Source organism: Bacillus sp. FSL L8-0654, assembly GCF_038629965.1.
Lineage (GTDB): Bacteria > Bacillota > Bacilli > Bacillales > Bacillaceae > Bacillus > Bacillus safensis.
Window position 1 is genome coordinate 1596713 of sequence record NZ_CP152026.1, and the last position, 16238, is coordinate 1612950.

The following is a 16238-nucleotide window of genomic DNA, read 5'->3' on the forward strand; positions in this document are numbered from 1 at the left end:
TGCCCTTTATGAATGAAAACCACTCTCGTATTTCAATGAAAATAACTTAAAAGAGTGACTGATGTAGAAAGAGCATAAATCTAACGAACAGAATTAATTTGTGTGTACCGTAGATTTAAAATCATAAGTAATTAGTCAACATTATTTGACTAATTCTAATTCGCCACATCCGCAAATGGTAAAATAAATAAAAAATGTGATTATTTAAGAGTTGTATAGAAGGGAATCAAATGAATATAACGGGAGTGATTTTTATGTGGCCACTAGTCCGCATCGAATCTATAAAACAGGTGAAAGATCGATCATTGTTGTTCTGGACCATTTTATTACCAGTTGCTTCAATTATTCTTTTAATAGAATTATTTACATCAGGTAGTTCTCAAGCACAAAAAACATTGGTTGCTTCTCAATCAGTGACAGGGATGAGCGTGTTTTTCTCCACATTTGTCATTATTTCAATTGTCATTAGTTTTGTAAAAGATCGTGAAAAAGGAATTGTGTCAAGGCTGGCAAGTACTCCTTTACAGCCGCATCATTTTTTTCTTGGAAAGTGCGTTCCGTTTTTTATCATTATCTTATTTCAAGTTTTGTTGTTAACCATTTTAGGGGTTTATTTATATGGTATTGAAATAACACAATACAGCTCGTATTTCTTAGTAGTTGTCCTATTATCAATGCAAGTGACTTCATGGGGAGTTGCCATCGCTGCATTTGCTAAAACTGAGAATACAGGCTTAGTGATGACAAACATGATTGCTTTAGGGACAGCAGTTGCTTGTGGTTTATGGACTCCATTTGATCAATTACCTAGTTATCTCAAAATAATTGGTATGCTCTTCCCGCAGTATTGGGCACATCAAGGCTTAGTGCAATCAGTATCAACACTACCAGGAGGAGAGAATTTGATCTTAGTAACAGCAGTCCTTATAGGCTATACACTGTTAGGGTTTATTCTTTCGTTGGTTGGCTATAAAAAATATATAAAGAGAGCCAGAGGCTAGTCACTAAAAATTTCAGCTAAATGTTATGCGCCGCCAAATCAATGCATGTATGCTGTCTGTAAAAAAAGGAGTGAGGCAATGTTAAGTGAAGAGTTAGAACTGTATGTTGAAAGTTGTTTTCGCCCATATAAAAAAGACAAAACATATGAAGAAAAGAAAAAAGAATTATTAGAGCTGCTTGGAAATGTTAAATTAAAACTCGAAAATGATGGATTAAAAGATGCAGAGGTTCAGGATATGCTTATTGAAAAGCTGAAATCAGGCGAAATAAGCATTGATAACCATACATTAGTAATTGATGATCATAACCGCGTAGAGCACGTGAAAAAAATATTTGTTAATGCTGATTTAGAATGGTTAACATTTATAAATGTTAAATATAAGTTGTGCGATTTTAAAGGACTATCGATTGTACAAAAAGTAATGAGCCATTCAGATTTTAATGGGTGTTATCTGAGAAAAGTTAATATTAGCCATTCTAAAATTTCCTCAACTACCTTTGAAAAGAGTGATTTGACTCAATCTCATTTTGAACATTGTGAGATAACGAATTCATCCTTATATGGCTGTCATTTACCCAACATTAGTATGGATGAATCATCTTTAATCAATGTTTTATTTGAAAATTGTTATTTTAAAAACATTTCTTTTGAGAATTCTAAATTAATCAATGTTAATTTTAAATCATGTACGATTAAAAAATTAAACTTTATTGGAGTGACAATGGATAAAATGACTTATCATATTTTAGAAGGAGAAGGGGCAGATTTAAGGGGTGTGGAAGTAATCGATATTTAATACAGCAGGGGCTATTGAGAAAAATCTCAATAGCCTTTTATTTTTGTTTTATTCACTATCTCTTGCTGCCCCAATAACATGATATGAAAGTTTAATGCAAGGTTTTCGTTAAGCAAAATAAATGTGGAGAACTTCTATTTTAAAATAAAAGATGCCCACCCACCCAGCTAAGTCTTCTTTGCTAGGTGGGCGAGCGATCTTTTCAATGATATGTCGAAAAACTAAAGTTGATTAGAAAGTTGAAGAACTTGAGATGATTGTTGTGCAAGTGCAGCGCGCAGCCATTGGTTCGAATAAATGTTGACCTTCCCCATGTACCTTAGCGGCCAAAGCAGTTGGGATTGTAATTTTAGTCATCTTTAGACCTCCTTATTTAAAATTTATCAACATAGATATGTAGTTGATATATTACATATGATGGTTCATAAGTCTTTATTTGTCAATGATTAAGTGTGAAAGTTTTATATTTTCTGAAAAGTCCGTTGATAACCCTGAAAAAGTGTGGTTTAATATGACTATGGAAAATAATACTATATTTAAAATTTTATGTATTTAAAGGGTTTATATGGTCTTAATGTTGTTTTTTTGATTGAAGGGCGGCGTTATTTTGGATCAAATATTTTGGGTATTTAGATATTAAGTTAATTAAATGTATGAAAAAAGTTGAGGTTACTATGTTATGAAGAACTCGAATAGAAGATTACTTTTTCTATTATAAGTTGATTCACTTAGATTTTAACCATTTTATCCCAATGTGATCGGGGAAGAGGGGGCTCTTTATGAGTATTCATTATGTCGGTATTAGAGAACCAATCAAAGCCTATTTAGAGAAGATGAAAGTTGAGTATGAAGACTATCCTGCTCAAGTAATCGATTTGGGCGGGGCTGTTAGTTATGACAAAGAATACTTTATAAATAATACTGATTTTCAAACGGAAACGATTATTTTATCTAATAGAAGGCATACTGTTGAGGATGAACTAGGTTCTCTTGAAAGTGAATTATTGAAAATCTATCAGAATAGCATACTTTATAGGACTTCACCGCTTGATATCAATATAGAACTTTATAGAGGATGGGCAGGTGCTACTGGTAAATTAATAACTGCATTTTCTCCCGAGGGAGTTAATTGGATCAATACAAAAGATGTTGTAAAGGCATGTTTAATCCCTAAAAAAGATGTTAGGAATCGTGCTGGAAAGGCATATGATTTAACAGGACCAGAGTTAGTAAGTATGAGTAGGCTGAAGGATATTTTTGAAGAGGATTTAAATATGAAAATTGAATTATATTGTAAAAGTAAAGAAGAGGTCATATCAATATTGTCCCAGAACAATATGCCTTTAGACGTATTAGAATGGTTAGTCGGTTTTCAAGAAGCTTCTTCTTCAAAACATTTACAGCCATTTACGAACACGCTTGAACAAATAATTGGTCACCCCCCAACTCGGGCCCAATTATCTAAAATACAAATTAATTATTCTTAAAGGAGGAATAATATATGTTTGTCAAAGACCAAGAAATGACGAGGTATAAATTAGCACCACACATTACGCTAGGTAAACTAGAAGACAGTTTGATTGGTTTAAAAGCGCAAACTGTCACCAAAATTGAAGGTGACGGAATTATTGAATTTATTCAAGAAATTTCTAATTATCTCACGGAAGATAATGGGGTTTCGATTAAAGAACTAGAGGAGAATTTCGAAGTAGAGAGTGATCAATTAAAACATGTCCTCGAATTTTTAGTTACAAACGGAATGTGTGTTAAGACGGATATGAACTTTGATTTGACGGCGCTTTTGTCTTATGAAAGAGCCGGTGGACAAGTATTGGTTGAAGATATACTAGATCGTTTAAAAACAGGAATTGTTGAAGTTATTACGCGAGATCATAATCCAGTTGCTGCTGAATTTATTCGTCATTTGCAAGAGGCAGGGCTACATGTAGTGCTTAAAGGAGAATTAAATAAGCAGCCGGATATCAGGGTTGCTATTGGCAACTCTCATTTAGACCCGATTTTTGAAGAAATAAATGATCTAGCATTAGAAGACCACATACCTTGGTTGAGCATTGTGCCATATGATGGACAGACATCTTGGGTAGGTCCATTTTTCATACCACATCAATCAGCTTGTTTACATTGCTATAACCTTCGAAAGTCAGCAAACTTTTCTGACGAAGTATTGCGTTCAGACTTAATGAAAATAAAGCCTATAAATCCTGAAAAGAAACCGGTTTATCATATGCCGATTCATTTAGTTCAAATCGGAATTGCAAGTAATTTAATTTTAGAATGGCTCACACTAAAAGATTACGCACCAAGTGCAATACCAGGTGGATTTACAACAATTAATTTAGATGATAAAGGTGTCTCATTTAATCATCATCGTGTCTATAGAGTACCTAGATGCCCGAAGTGTTCCCCAGCTGCAGATACAGGTTTTCCTCAAGTTTGGTTTCATGGTGAGGTGAATAATTAATTATGGCTAATAAATGGACAACGTTAGAAGAGTCATGGGAAATACTCGACCAATTGGCAGATCCTTATGTTGGGATAGTCCGTAGAGAGTATAGAAAACTCAGAGACGTTGATGATATATGGGGTCATTCATATGGAGCGCATGGTACAGACAGCAATATTTTATTTGGGGTACCGTCTAATTCATATAATGGGGGAGGATCTGCTAATCCAGCTGCAGCCAGATTAGCAGCTATAGGTGAAACGGTGGAAAGATATAGTGCCGCTTATTTACCTTTAAACTCTGATATTGTATGTTTTGGTACTCAAAAGGACTTAATCAATGAAGGCAAATCAGTAATTGGCTTTGATAAGTGGGAGATGTATGCTGTCACTCAATATGAAGACCCGAATTTTCCTCATGATAGATGGAATGAAGATACAAAATTATGGTGGAGAAAAGGTCATATTGCTGAAAATAATGAAGAAGTTTGGACGCCTGCTCAATTAATTCATATTGCAAACTATACTGAGTGGCCAGGAGACCCCAATATTGGTCATGCAACTAGTAATGGACTAGCTTGTGGTATTACATATCAAGAAGCGGCAATCTCAGGTTTATTTGAAACAATTGAAAGAGATGCATTTATGCTTACTTGGTACAATAAGTTAAGTTTACCGCAGATCGATATTAATACCTCACCTAGATTAAAACACTTCTATGAAAGATATATTAAACCTACTTCTCTTGATTTGCATTTAGTAGACATGAGCATTTTTTCTGGTGTTCCTACTATTTTGGCAGTGATAAGAAATCCTCATACAGATTTAGCTCCATTTGCTATTGGCGCGGCCTCTGCTCATTCAATTGAAAGAGCATGTGAGAAAGCTGCGATAGAGGGAATGTATACAAGAACTTGGGTAAAAACAGAACAACGATTAGGGAACGCCTTAGTGGATGTAGATTATCATCGAGATATTAACAGTTTTGAAGATCATATTAAACTCTATGCGGGAACAGCTATTGTGAAAGAAGCTGATTTTTTAACAGCAAGTGAGAAATTAGTGGACGTTAAAGACTATGCACCGTTTGATGATCGTTCTCCAGACATTCTATGGACTAACCTTGTCAGTCATTTATCAAAACAAGGATATCATGTGGCAACTTTTGATTTAACCAGCCCTGATATAAAAGATGCTGGTGCCTATGTCGTAAAATCAATTATTCCTGGATATAAACCGATTGACGTTCTTTATAGAGGTAGAATGTTGGGCGGAGAACGAATTTTAAAACATTCTTATCATTTAGGTTTAGTAGATAAACCTTTTAAGTTAGAAGAACTGAATCCAATTCCGCATCCATTTCCTTAATATCGTAGAAAGGTGATTAAATATATGAATAGTATTGAAAGACATGCTACTAATTTGGCTGATGTTGTGTATGGAAACGAAGCATTACGGTTTGATGATCCTTCTGAAAATTGGTTTGAGGCAACAAAAATCTATAGGGGTTCAATGGCATGGGACGCACCCGGTGTTGCAGGGCTGCTGCGATCTCAAACTTTGCAAAAGATTGCTACACATGCAAGTAAAAGATTTGATGACCTGCCTTTAATTTTACTACCTAAACCATTAAATACAAATATATCTTTAGACGATGTCATTCAGGAACGAAGAAGTGCAGATTATTTTAGCGGGGGGAGTGTTTCATTAGAACAACTCTCAACAGTTTTACAGAAGAGTTATGGATTGGTAGAGCGTAAAGAAGGACCTAGACGCCCTATACCATCTGGCGGGGCACTTTATCCTCTAGATCTATTTATTGTAGCCAACAAAGTGGATTCTTTAGACAAAGGTATTTATCATTTCGATCCGTATAGAAAAGGATTGACTAAAATGGGTGATTACTCTGAAAAAGAATTTGAGAAAATAATGTTACAAGAAGAATCCGTTCAAGATTTTGCATTTGCCGTAGTCATTTCAGCGAATTTTTGGCGTTCTCGATTTAAGTATGGACATCGTTCTTATCGCTTCGTTTTTATGGAGGCAGGACATGTCATGCAAAATATGATTTTGCTATCTACTGCACAGAAGATTAATAGCCGACCATTCGGAGGGTTTATCGATGATGAGTTAATGGAACTGATCGGTGGATTTAATGGAGTAGATGACGCTCCAATTTATACATTGATTGCGGGTACTTAAATAGATGATTTCAATGGTAGCAGCTTTAGGGATCCTCCTTCACTTTTTGGGTCCCTTAAGCTCTAAAATGGTTATCAAAATCAAGAGAGATAAACCAATATCCGATCGAAAGTTAATAACATATATCACTCCTCAGAGGAGCTATGATGGATTCACGATAATCGGAGCTTCTATATGCTGTGGAGCATTTTCTCAAGAGCTCTTAGTTGAAATTTCTAATAATAAAAATGTGTATGGTATTTTATTCTTCTTTTTATTAGGTGTCCTATTACCGTCAGTTCTATGGAAATTAAAAAACAAAGTTGTTGCATTTAGAGGCAGATATGCTGTCAATGTTGATTCAATCTTTTTTCTTCCATTAACTGCTCTATCAGAAGAATTGATTTGGCGGTTCTTTCTTCCGTTATTATTACTAACAAATTCTGTGGAATCTGTGGCGGTATCGATTTGTATCAGTTCAATAGGATTTATCTTGCTGCATATACCAATAGGCGGTGTTAAGTCTATTGCTTATATGTCGCTTTTTACATTCATCACAGTTATTTCATACTTAACATTTGGTATTCTAGCAGCGATAGCATTTCATATTTCACATAATCTGTTCATTCATTTTTTTCAACCTCTCAAAATAAACAACTTCAAAACGAAACCTCCCGTATTATCTGAAACTGATTGGTGAGGCTTTTATAAAGGTGGTAAACCCTGTGATAATACTAGAAAAGATGAAAGAGCTTAAAGGAAAAAGAGCGCTGGCTCAGTCATGGTTTTTGGATCCAGAAAAAAGAAAAATAAGTTCAAATTATGATAATCGAGAAACGCCATTTACTCGATGTCTATCAGCTGAAACTTTCATTTCTTATTATCAACTAACATTCAAAAAAAAGCCTGCCTCTATTTTAGATATAGGATGTGGACAAGGGCAGATGCTTGAGTATTTATCTAAGCAATTACCTCTAGCTGATTTGACAGGAATTGATTCATCAGAGGAAGCCATACATTGTGCAAATCAATTGAATATAAAAGCTAATTTTATTTGTACAGATATCGAAAATTTTTCATCACATGCGAAAAGTTATGATGCGATTTTAATACATCTGTGTTTTGGGCTATTTGAAGATCCTGTAGCATTATTAGAACAGTTCCTTCCTTATTTATCAAATGAATCTATTATTTATATAGTTGATTTAAATCGAGATAGTATAGAAAGTGGAATGAGTTCAGTTCAGAACAAAGAAGAAGAACTGTATTTATATGATCAATATCACGCCTCATTGACATTATCTGAGTTCGAGCAGTTACTCACCTATATAACCCAACCTAGAAAAGATGTAAAGTATAAGATTGGTACTTCTATAATTGGAGGATTCAGCCCATTTAGTATGGAATTTTTATCGTTAATAGGAAATGAAAATTTACAGCACACCTTAAGGCAGGTTCCAGATGAACATAGCAGTTCAGCACAGAAGACACCTTTACTTTTACATGCATGGCTGATTAAACAGTCTGGATACATTCATTCCATATAAACATGATTCTTTCTCTATGTATAATATGAAGGTTATCCGTTTAGTCTCTGCCTGCTTTTCGGGGAGTTCAATATGAATGATTTTTAAATTGCGATTCCCTAAAAATGAGAACGCGTTTCTCTGAAGTGAAGGAGAATGGCAGTGTGATTAAAATTGAACTGCTTATTTCTTTAACGTTGAAGTACTTATCCATTAGGGGGTTTTGAGAAAGTGGAAAGTGAAGGCTGTTTACTGATACACTCTTTGCTTCTATATGAATAACCATACTGTGTCATACAAAGTTTTTTGGAATTAGAGATGACTTAGTGTAGATGTTACTTTCTTTCATAGGGAGCTCTGTTGTTCGCTCATTGTATTCAGGTGCATTATTATCAGTCCGCTCTGTTCATAGTGGCTTTCCGTTTATATATAAAGGAAGAGAGAGGTATTAATGGTACTGAACATGCTGCATTAATCGATAAGCGAGTACCTATTATAAGGAGGAACTTCATTTGCATAAAAAAATTGGATATGGTATAGTCTTTATGGAAATGCTAACGATTACCGAGACAAGAGTGGGGAAACCCGCTCTTTTGTATTGAACAGGCAATTTTTGTCTCGACATTATTCATCCGTTTTCTGCTCCCCCTGCTCACATAAAGCAGGGTTTTTATGCAGAATGATTGATAAGAGCGTTTATCGAAAGCACAAGGAGGAAGAGAATGAGCAAAAAAGTAGTGGATGTCGTAAGCGAAATGGTGCAGCCAATTTTAGATGGCTTACAGCTTGAACTCGTTGATGTTGAATTTGTCAAAGAGGGTCAAAACTGGTTCCTTCGCGTGTTTATTGACTCTGATAAAGGTGTCGATATCGAAGAGTGTGCCAAAGTGAGCGAAGCCTTGAGCGAAAAGCTTGATGAGGCAGATCCGATTAGCCAAAACTACTTTCTTGAAGTGTCCTCTCCTGGAGCGGAGCGCCCATTAAAGAAAAAAGCTGATTTTGAAAAAGCACTTGGAAAAAATGTTTTCATGAAAACATATGAACCAATTGATGGTGAAAAAGCATTTGAAGGTGAGCTTACAAGCTTTGATGGTGAGATTGCAACAGTGACAGTGAAGATCAAGACAAGAAAGAAAGAGATCAATATTCCATACGAGAAAATAGCTAACGCAAGATTAGCAGTTTCGTTCAATTAACCTTTTCATTGATATAAGGGGGAACCATAAAAATGAGTAGTGAGTTGTTAGATGCCCTGACTGTTCTTGAGAAAGAGAAGGGTATTAGTAAAGAAATTATAATTGAAGCGATAGAAGCTGCACTCATTTCTGCATATAAGCGTAATTTTAATCAAGCACAAAATGTTCGTGTTGATTTAAACCGCGAAACGGGAACGATTCGTGTGTTCGCAAGAAAAGATGTTGTAGATGAAGTGTATGATTCTCGCCTTGAAATCTCTGTAGATGATGCAGCCAATATTAACCCGAATTACATGGTTGGTGACGTCGTTGAGATTGAAGTCACACCAAAAGACTTTGGACGTATTGCAGCTCAGACAGCGAAACAAGTTGTGACGCAGCGTGTGAGAGAAGCAGAGCGTGGTGTTATCTACACTGAGTTCATCGACCGCGAGGAAGACATTATGACGGGAATCGTTCAGCGGATTGACAGTAAATTTATTTACGTGTCACTTGGCAAAATTGAAGCCCTTCTTCCTGTCAATGAACAAATGCCAAATGAAGAATACAAACCGCATGACCGCATTAAAGTGTTCATTACAAAAGTAGAAAAAACAACAAAAGGACCACAAATTTATGTGTCTAGAACACATCCAGGTCTTTTAAAGCGTTTATTTGAAATTGAAGTGCCAGAAATTTATGATGGTACTGTAGAGCTTAAATCGGTTGCTAGAGAAGCTGGGGACCGTTCTAAAATATCTGTTCGTACAGATGATCCTGATGTTGATCCAGTTGGCTCCTGTGTTGGTCCAAAGGGCCAGCGTGTACAAGCAATTGTCAACGAGCTAAAAGGCGAAAAGATTGACATTGTTCATTGGTCTAATGACCCGGTTGAATTTGTTGCCAATGCGCTGAGTCCATCAAAAGTACTTGATGTCATTGTGAATGAAGAAGACAAGGCGACAACAGTTATTGTCCCTGATTATCAGCTGTCATTAGCGATTGGTAAAAGAGGTCAAAATGCCCGCCTTGCAGCGAAGCTGACCAGCTGGAAAATCGATATTAAAAGCGAAACAGATGCAAGGGAACTCGGTATTTTCCCAAGAACTGAAGACTCTGAATCTCTTTTCTTAGAGGCTGAACCAGTAGCTGAGGAATCTGACGAATAAGAGGTGATATTAAAGGTGAAAAGCCGAAAAAAAATCCCGCTTAGAAAATGCGTCGTGACGGGAGAAATGAAACCAAAGAAAGAACTGATCCGTGTTGTTCGTTCTAAAGAAGGAGAAGTGTCTGTTGACGCTACCGGAAAAATGAACGGACGCGGAGCTTACCTTTCTCTCGATAAAGAAACCATTCTTGCGGCAAAGAACAAACGCAGTTTACAGCAGCAATTTCAGACACAGATTGACGAACACATATTTGAAGAATTACTAGAACTAGCTGAAAAGGTGAAAAAACCTAATGAATGAATCTGAATGGTATCCTTTGCTTGGTCTAGCAAATCGAGCTCGTAAAGTCGTGTCAGGAGAAGATCTGGTGATCAAAGAAATTAGACATGCGCGTGCTAAGCTGGTTCTTCTTGCAGCAGATGCCTCATCTAACACAGAGAAAAAGGTATCTGACAAATGCAAATTTTATAATGTTCCGGTTAGAAAAGTTGAAGACCGTTCCGTTCTCGGACGTTCTATTGGGAAAGAAGCTCGCGTAGTTGTCGCTGTCACTGACCAAGGCTTCGCTAAGAAGCTCATAAGCTTGCTCGATTAATTTATTTGGGGGTGAACGAATGGCTAAAGTGAGAGTATATGAATACGCAAAAGCCATAGATGTTTCAAGTAAAGATATTATAGCAGCGCTTAAGGATATGAACGTGGAAGTGAACAACCACATGGCGACGCTTGAAGACGACACTGTGAAAAAGCTAGACGCTATCTATAAAAAAGCCAAAGCAAAAGAGACAGCTAACGAGAAACCCGCAGAACAAAAAAAACAATCATCTAACAAAAACAATGATAGAAAGAAGAATGACGTGCAGAATAATCAATTTAATAAAAACAAAAAAAACAACAACCAAAATAAAAACAAAAACAAACGCGGTGGAAATAACAAACCGCAGCATCAGCAAGCTAGACCTGTAAAGCCTAAAAAAGAGCTTCCTGAAAAAATTGAATTTACAAATTCAATGACTGTCGGCCAGCTGGCTGATGAGCTAGGAAAAGAAACAGCTGAAATCATCAAAAAGCTGATGATGCTAGGTGTCATGGCAACGATCAACCAAGAGCTTGATAAAGATACAGTTGAGTTAATCGCTTCTGAATATGGTGTTCCAGTTGAGGAAGTCATCATTTTAGAAGAAACTGAACTTGAAAAGTATGAAGTTGAAGATAAAGAAGAAGATATGCAAGTACGCCCTCCAGTTGTAACGATCATGGGACACGTTGACCACGGGAAAACAACTCTTCTTGACAGCATCCGTAAGACAAAAGTCGTCGAAGGCGAAGCAGGTGGAATCACGCAGCATATCGGTGCATACCAAATCGAAGAAAATGGCAAAAAAATTACGTTCCTTGATACACCTGGACACGCAGCATTTACAACGATGCGTGCACGTGGTGCCGAAGTAACGGATACAACAATTCTAGTCGTTGCAGCAGATGATGGCGTCATGCCGCAAACAATTGAAGCGATTAACCATGCGAAAGCGGCAGAAGTGCCAATCATTGTCGCTGTGAACAAAATTGACAAACCAACAGCGAACCCTGACCGCGTGATGCAGGAATTAACTGAGCATGGTCTTGTACCAGAAGCTTGGGGCGGCGAAACCATTTTCGTTCCACTATCTGCGAAAACAGGTGAAGGCATCGACGAATTGATCGAAATGATCCTTCTTGTCAGCGAAGTTGCAGAACTGAAAGCCAACCCAAATCGTGCGGCAAAAGGGACTGTCATCGAGGCTGAGCTTGATAAAGGAAGAGGTTCTGTTGCAACCCTTCTTGTTCAAACAGGTACACTTCAAGTAGGTGACCCAATCGTTGTCGGAAATACATTTGGCCGTGTACGTGCAATGGTCAATGACATCGGCCGCCGCGTGAAAACAGCAGGACCATCTACACCTGTTGAAATCACTGGTTTAAACGATGTACCGAATGCAGGGGATCAGTTCCTCGTATTCAAAGATGAAAAAACAGCTCGTCAAGTCGGTGAGGCGCGTGCTTCTAAACAGCTGGACGAACAGCGTTCAGATAAAGCAAAATTATCTCTAGACGACCTATTTGAGCAAATCAAACAAGGTGACGTAAAAGATATCAACTTGATCGTGAAAGCAGACGTACAAGGCTCTGCTGAAGCATTAACGGCAGCTCTTCAAAAAATTGAGGTCGAAGGCGTAAAAGTGAAAATCATCCATACGGGTGTTGGAGCGATTACGGAATCAGATATCATTTTAGCAAGTGCTTCTAATGCCATCGTGATTGGCTTTAACGTACGTCCTGATGGAAATGCGAAGAGCACAGCTGAGACTGAGAACGTTGATATCCGCTTGCACCGCATTATCTATAAAGTCATCGATGAAATTGAAGCTGCGATGAAAGGAATGCTTGACCCTGAATATGAAGAAAAAGTTATCGGTCAAGTTGAAGTTCGTCAAACGTTCAAAGTATCTAAAATCGGTACAATTGCTGGCGGCTATGTAACTGAAGGAACGATTACAAGAGATAGCGGAATCCGCTTAATCCGTGACGGCGTCGTTATTTTTGAAGGCGAAGTTGACGTGTTAAAACGATTTAAAGATGATGTGAAAGAAGTTTCACAAGGCTATGAATGTGGTATTACCATAAAGAAATACAATGATATCCGTGAAGGTGATGTCATGGAATCATTCGTTATGCAAGAAATCGAAAGAAAATGATCGGTTATACCGAATGTGAGTGCATGATCTATGATGCATCCTCACTGAAGGAAAAACGTGCGGTTCTTCAGCGAATATTGACAAGAACGCGTCATAAATTCAATGTAACCATTGCTGAAATGGATTACCAGGATACATGGCAGCGTACATCAATTGGAATCGCCGTGATTTCCTCATCTCGGGTTCAAGTGGAAAAGGAGCTTCAGCGTGTATTAGGCTTTATCGATTCTTTTCCTGAAATTGAACGAACGATCACGAAAACTGAGTGGTTTTAATTAGAGGTGATAAGATCATGAGTATGAGAGCAACCCGTGTGGGTGAGCAAATGAAAAAAGAATTGGGCGACATCTTAGGCAGAAAGCTAAAAGATCCAAGAATCGGCTTTTTGACTGTAACCGATGTCGAAGTATCCGGTGATTTGCAAATTGCCAAAGTCTACATTTCTGTTCTTGGCGACGAGAAGAAAAGAGAGGAAACCTTAAAAGGTCTTGCAAAGGCTAAAGGGTATATCCGCTCTGAAATTGGCAATCGAATCAGACTTCGCAAAACACCAGAACTGCATTTTGAATTCGACGAATCCGTAGACTACGGAAACCGAATTGAAAGCCTGATTGCTGAGTTAAACACAAAAGATCACGAATAAGACGTTGAAATAAGGATAGGCGATGATCGTCTGTCCTTTTTCATCGTTTATGAAAGGAGAGAACGCAGATGATAAATGGTGTTCTTTTATTACATAAAGAAAGAGGCATGACCTCACACGACTGTGTGTTTAAAGTAAGAAAAATTTTACACACAAAAAAAGTCGGCCATACAGGCACCCTCGACCCAGAGGTTTCAGGTGTTCTGCCTATTTGTATCGGAAGAGCAACGAAGATTGTAGAATACTTAACAGATAAATCGAAAACATACGATGCAGAAATCACGATTGGCTTTTCTACAACAACAGAAGACCAAACAGGTGAGATCGTAGAAGAAAAAAAGGTGGAAAAACCGATCTCAGAAAAAGAAATTGATGCGGCGCTGAAGCAGTTTGAAGGAACCATTGAACAAATTCCTCCCATGTTTTCTGCTGTGAAAATTGGCGGGAAAAAGCTCTATGAGTATGCAAGAGAGGGCATTGAAATTGAGCGGCCAAGCCGAGAAATTACTATTCACCGTATCGAGCGGACTACACCTGTCACATATGAGGATGGCAGCGTGTCATTTAGGTTTACTGTTCTATGCTCAAAGGGAACGTATGTGAGGACCTTAGCGGTTGATATCGGGAAGAAACTAGGGTTTCCAGCCCACATGTCACATCTTATTCGTACGGGGTCTGGTGATTTTACACTTGATGAATGTATTACGCTGGATGAGCTGCAAGATATAAGCGAGGAAGGAACTGTAGATGAGCACCTTGTCCCGATCGAGCGTGCGCTCAATCATTTGCCGAAATGGGAGATAAATGATACATTAGCAAGTAAAGTGGAAAACGGTGCAGTCCTGCCAATGCCTGATGAATTTGCTCATTTCGCAGAGGAGGATCGTGTCGCTGTTTTTGCTCCTTCAGGTCGTTGTCTGGCAATATATATGAAGCACCCGACCAAACAGAACCTGATGAAGCCGGCGAAGATCTTATCTCAGGACAAGCAATCTTAAAGAAAAGGTGACATCTCGTGAAGACTATACATATTTCACACCCACATACATTGAATCAAAAGGATCAAGTCCCGTCTGTCATGGCTTTAGGGTACTTTGACGGTGTTCACCTCGGGCATCAAAAAGTCATTGACGAAGCGAAAAGCATTGCGAAAAAAGAAGGATTGGCCTTAGCAGTCATGACCTTTCATCCGCATCCATCACATGTTTTGCAAAAGGCACGGGAACCAAAAGACTTAATTACACCGCTTGAGGATAAAATTGATTTTATCGAACAGCTGGGCGCTGACTATTTATACATCGTACAATTCAGCGAGAGCTTTGCAGCTCTATCTCCTCAAGAGTTTGTGGATCAATATTTGGATGAATTGAATGTGAAGCACGCAGTAGCGGGGTTTGATTTTACGTTTGGCCGTTTTGGTGCAGGCACAATGGAAACGTTCGATGAATACGGAAAAGGCCGTATCACGGCAACCATCGTACCTAAGCTGTCCAATCAAGACCGAAAAGTCAGTTCCACTCTCATCCGTTCCGCATTAAAAAATGGGGATGTTGAATATGTGAGCGAGCTTTTAGGAAAACCTTATCAGCTTCGCGGCATTGTCATCCATGGAGACAAACGCGGACGGACGATCGGATTTCCGACAGCTAATGTCGGCTTATCTGCTGAATACATTATTCCGCCAACAGGGGTATATGCAGTAAGAGCAGAAGTAAAAGGTAAAGTATATGACGGCGTTTGTAATGTCGGCTATAAACCAACATTTTATGAAAAACGTCCTGATCAGCCTGCCATTGAAGTAAACCTTTTTGATTTTAACGAAGAAATATATGGCCAGCCGATTAAATTACAATGGTTCAAGCGCATTCGCAGTGAACGAAAATTTAACGGAATCCAGGAGCTGACGGCTCAAATCAGTCAAGATAAAGAAGAAGCGATTCAGTTTTTTCAAGATCAGCTCAAGCAAACAAAAAAATCATAGAAAAACTGCTCTACCATTTGCAAATTCAGCATATTTTTAGTATGATTATTCCTGTAGCTTTAAAACCACTTACTTGGCAGGCCGACTTCACCGACGGTTGCGAGGTAGATGGGGCTAACATGATTTGGAGGTGAAACAGGATGGCTATTACTCAAGAGCGTAAAACGCAATTAATTAATGAGTTCAAAACACACGAATCTGATACTGGATCTCCAGAAGTTCAGATCGCTGTCCTAACAGAATCAATTAACAACTTGAACGAGCATTTACGTACTCATAAGAAAGATCACCACTCACGTCGCGGTCTTTTGAAAATGGTAGGTAGACGTCGTAATCTTCTTACGTATCTACGTAATAAAGACGTAACTCGTTACCGTGAGTTAATTAACAAACTAGGCTTACGTCGATAATCGTAAAAAGCGGGAGGATTCCCGCTTTTTTATCGTATAATCACTAATATTTTATGGTTAAAATGTTGAAAGAATGGCAAAAACCCTTCTACATACAGCTTTCACATTGATATGTGAAAATCATTTTGTTCATAATAAGAACTAACTAAAACTTTA

At 37.9% G+C, this 16238-nt stretch carries 18 protein-coding genes; all 18 read left to right on the forward strand.

Going from position 1 to position 16238, the window contains the following annotated elements:
- The first annotated feature begins 230 nt into the window (after positions 1-230).
- The 18 genes from MHH65_RS08090 to rpsO all read left to right on the forward strand — a co-directional run bounded on the left by MHH65_RS08090 (position 231) and on the right by rpsO (position 16082).
- A complete protein-coding gene (locus MHH65_RS08090) occupies positions 231-1001 on the forward strand; it encodes an ABC transporter permease (protein ID WP_242026060.1) in 771 nt (256 codons plus the stop codon).
- 78 nt (positions 1002-1079) lie between these two features.
- Positions 1080-1799, forward strand: coding sequence for a pentapeptide repeat-containing protein (locus tag MHH65_RS08095; protein WP_176544436.1), 720 nt, complete (start codon positions 1080-1082; stop codon positions 1797-1799).
- Positions 1800-2578: 779 nt separating this feature from the next.
- On the forward strand, positions 2579-3286 hold the full coding sequence (locus tag MHH65_RS08100; protein ID WP_098676884.1) for a hypothetical protein: 708 nt from the start codon (positions 2579-2581) through the stop codon (positions 3284-3286).
- A 14-nt stretch (positions 3287-3300) separates the two neighbouring features.
- Positions 3301-4281: a TOMM precursor leader peptide-binding protein gene (locus MHH65_RS08105; RefSeq protein ID WP_034281831.1), complete on the forward strand. Its 981-nt coding sequence runs from the start codon at positions 3301-3303 to the stop codon at positions 4279-4281.
- 2 nt (positions 4282-4283) lie between these two features.
- The gene (locus tag MHH65_RS08110) at positions 4284-5630 is read left to right on the forward strand and encodes a YcaO-like family protein (RefSeq protein ID WP_065214363.1); all 1347 of its coding nucleotides are present in this window, start codon (positions 4284-4286) and stop codon (positions 5628-5630) included.
- Positions 5631-5654: 24 nt separating this feature from the next.
- Positions 5655-6464: a SagB/ThcOx family dehydrogenase gene (locus tag MHH65_RS08115; RefSeq protein WP_034281835.1), complete on the forward strand. Its 810-nt coding sequence runs from the start codon at positions 5655-5657 to the stop codon at positions 6462-6464.
- Between the two features lie 13 nt (positions 6465-6477).
- On the forward strand, positions 6478-7143 hold the full coding sequence (locus tag MHH65_RS08120; protein ID WP_061109856.1) for a CPBP family intramembrane glutamic endopeptidase: 666 nt from the start codon (positions 6478-6480) through the stop codon (positions 7141-7143).
- Positions 7144-7168: 25 nt separating this feature from the next.
- A complete protein-coding gene (locus MHH65_RS08125) occupies positions 7169-7990 on the forward strand; it encodes a class I SAM-dependent methyltransferase (protein WP_141545647.1) in 822 nt (273 codons plus the stop codon).
- A gap of 701 nt (positions 7991-8691) precedes the next feature.
- A complete protein-coding gene (rimP, locus tag MHH65_RS08130) occupies positions 8692-9165 on the forward strand; it encodes a ribosome maturation factor RimP (protein WP_003211398.1) in 474 nt (157 codons plus the stop codon).
- 32 nt (positions 9166-9197) lie between these two features.
- Complete coding sequence (gene nusA, locus MHH65_RS08135; protein WP_024424140.1) at positions 9198-10313, forward strand: transcription termination factor NusA; 1116 nt, start codon at positions 9198-9200, stop codon at positions 10311-10313.
- A gap of 15 nt (positions 10314-10328) precedes the next feature.
- The gene (locus tag MHH65_RS08140) at positions 10329-10613 is read left to right on the forward strand and encodes a YlxR family protein (RefSeq protein ID WP_024424139.1); all 285 of its coding nucleotides are present in this window, start codon (positions 10329-10331) and stop codon (positions 10611-10613) included.
- Positions 10606-10908, forward strand: coding sequence for a YlxQ family RNA-binding protein (locus tag MHH65_RS08145; RefSeq protein ID WP_024424138.1), 303 nt, complete (start codon positions 10606-10608; stop codon positions 10906-10908). Before MHH65_RS08140 ends, MHH65_RS08145 begins: the two co-directional genes overlap by 8 nt.
- Before the next feature lie 19 nt (positions 10909-10927).
- The gene (infB, locus tag MHH65_RS08150) at positions 10928-13048 is read left to right on the forward strand and encodes a translation initiation factor IF-2 (RefSeq protein ID WP_047202190.1); all 2121 of its coding nucleotides are present in this window, start codon (positions 10928-10930) and stop codon (positions 13046-13048) included.
- Positions 13045-13323: a DUF503 domain-containing protein gene (locus MHH65_RS08155; RefSeq protein WP_061109857.1), complete on the forward strand. Its 279-nt coding sequence runs from the start codon at positions 13045-13047 to the stop codon at positions 13321-13323. Before infB ends, MHH65_RS08155 begins: the two co-directional genes overlap by 4 nt.
- Before the next feature lie 17 nt (positions 13324-13340).
- A complete protein-coding gene (rbfA, locus tag MHH65_RS08160) occupies positions 13341-13691 on the forward strand; it encodes a 30S ribosome-binding factor RbfA (RefSeq protein ID WP_007499525.1) in 351 nt (116 codons plus the stop codon).
- A 68-nt stretch (positions 13692-13759) separates the two neighbouring features.
- Positions 13760-14689, forward strand: coding sequence for a tRNA pseudouridine(55) synthase TruB (gene truB / locus MHH65_RS08165; protein ID WP_098676887.1), 930 nt, complete (start codon positions 13760-13762; stop codon positions 14687-14689).
- A 17-nt stretch (positions 14690-14706) separates the two neighbouring features.
- Positions 14707-15672 carry a bifunctional riboflavin kinase/FAD synthetase gene (gene ribF, locus MHH65_RS08170; protein WP_098676888.1) on the forward strand — a complete coding sequence of 322 codons (966 nt, stop codon included), beginning with the start codon at positions 14707-14709 and terminating at the stop codon, positions 15670-15672.
- A 140-nt stretch (positions 15673-15812) separates the two neighbouring features.
- Complete coding sequence (rpsO, locus tag MHH65_RS08175) at positions 15813-16082, forward strand: 30S ribosomal protein S15 (protein ID WP_008354438.1); 270 nt, start codon at positions 15813-15815, stop codon at positions 16080-16082.
- Positions 16083-16238 lie beyond the last annotated feature (156 nt).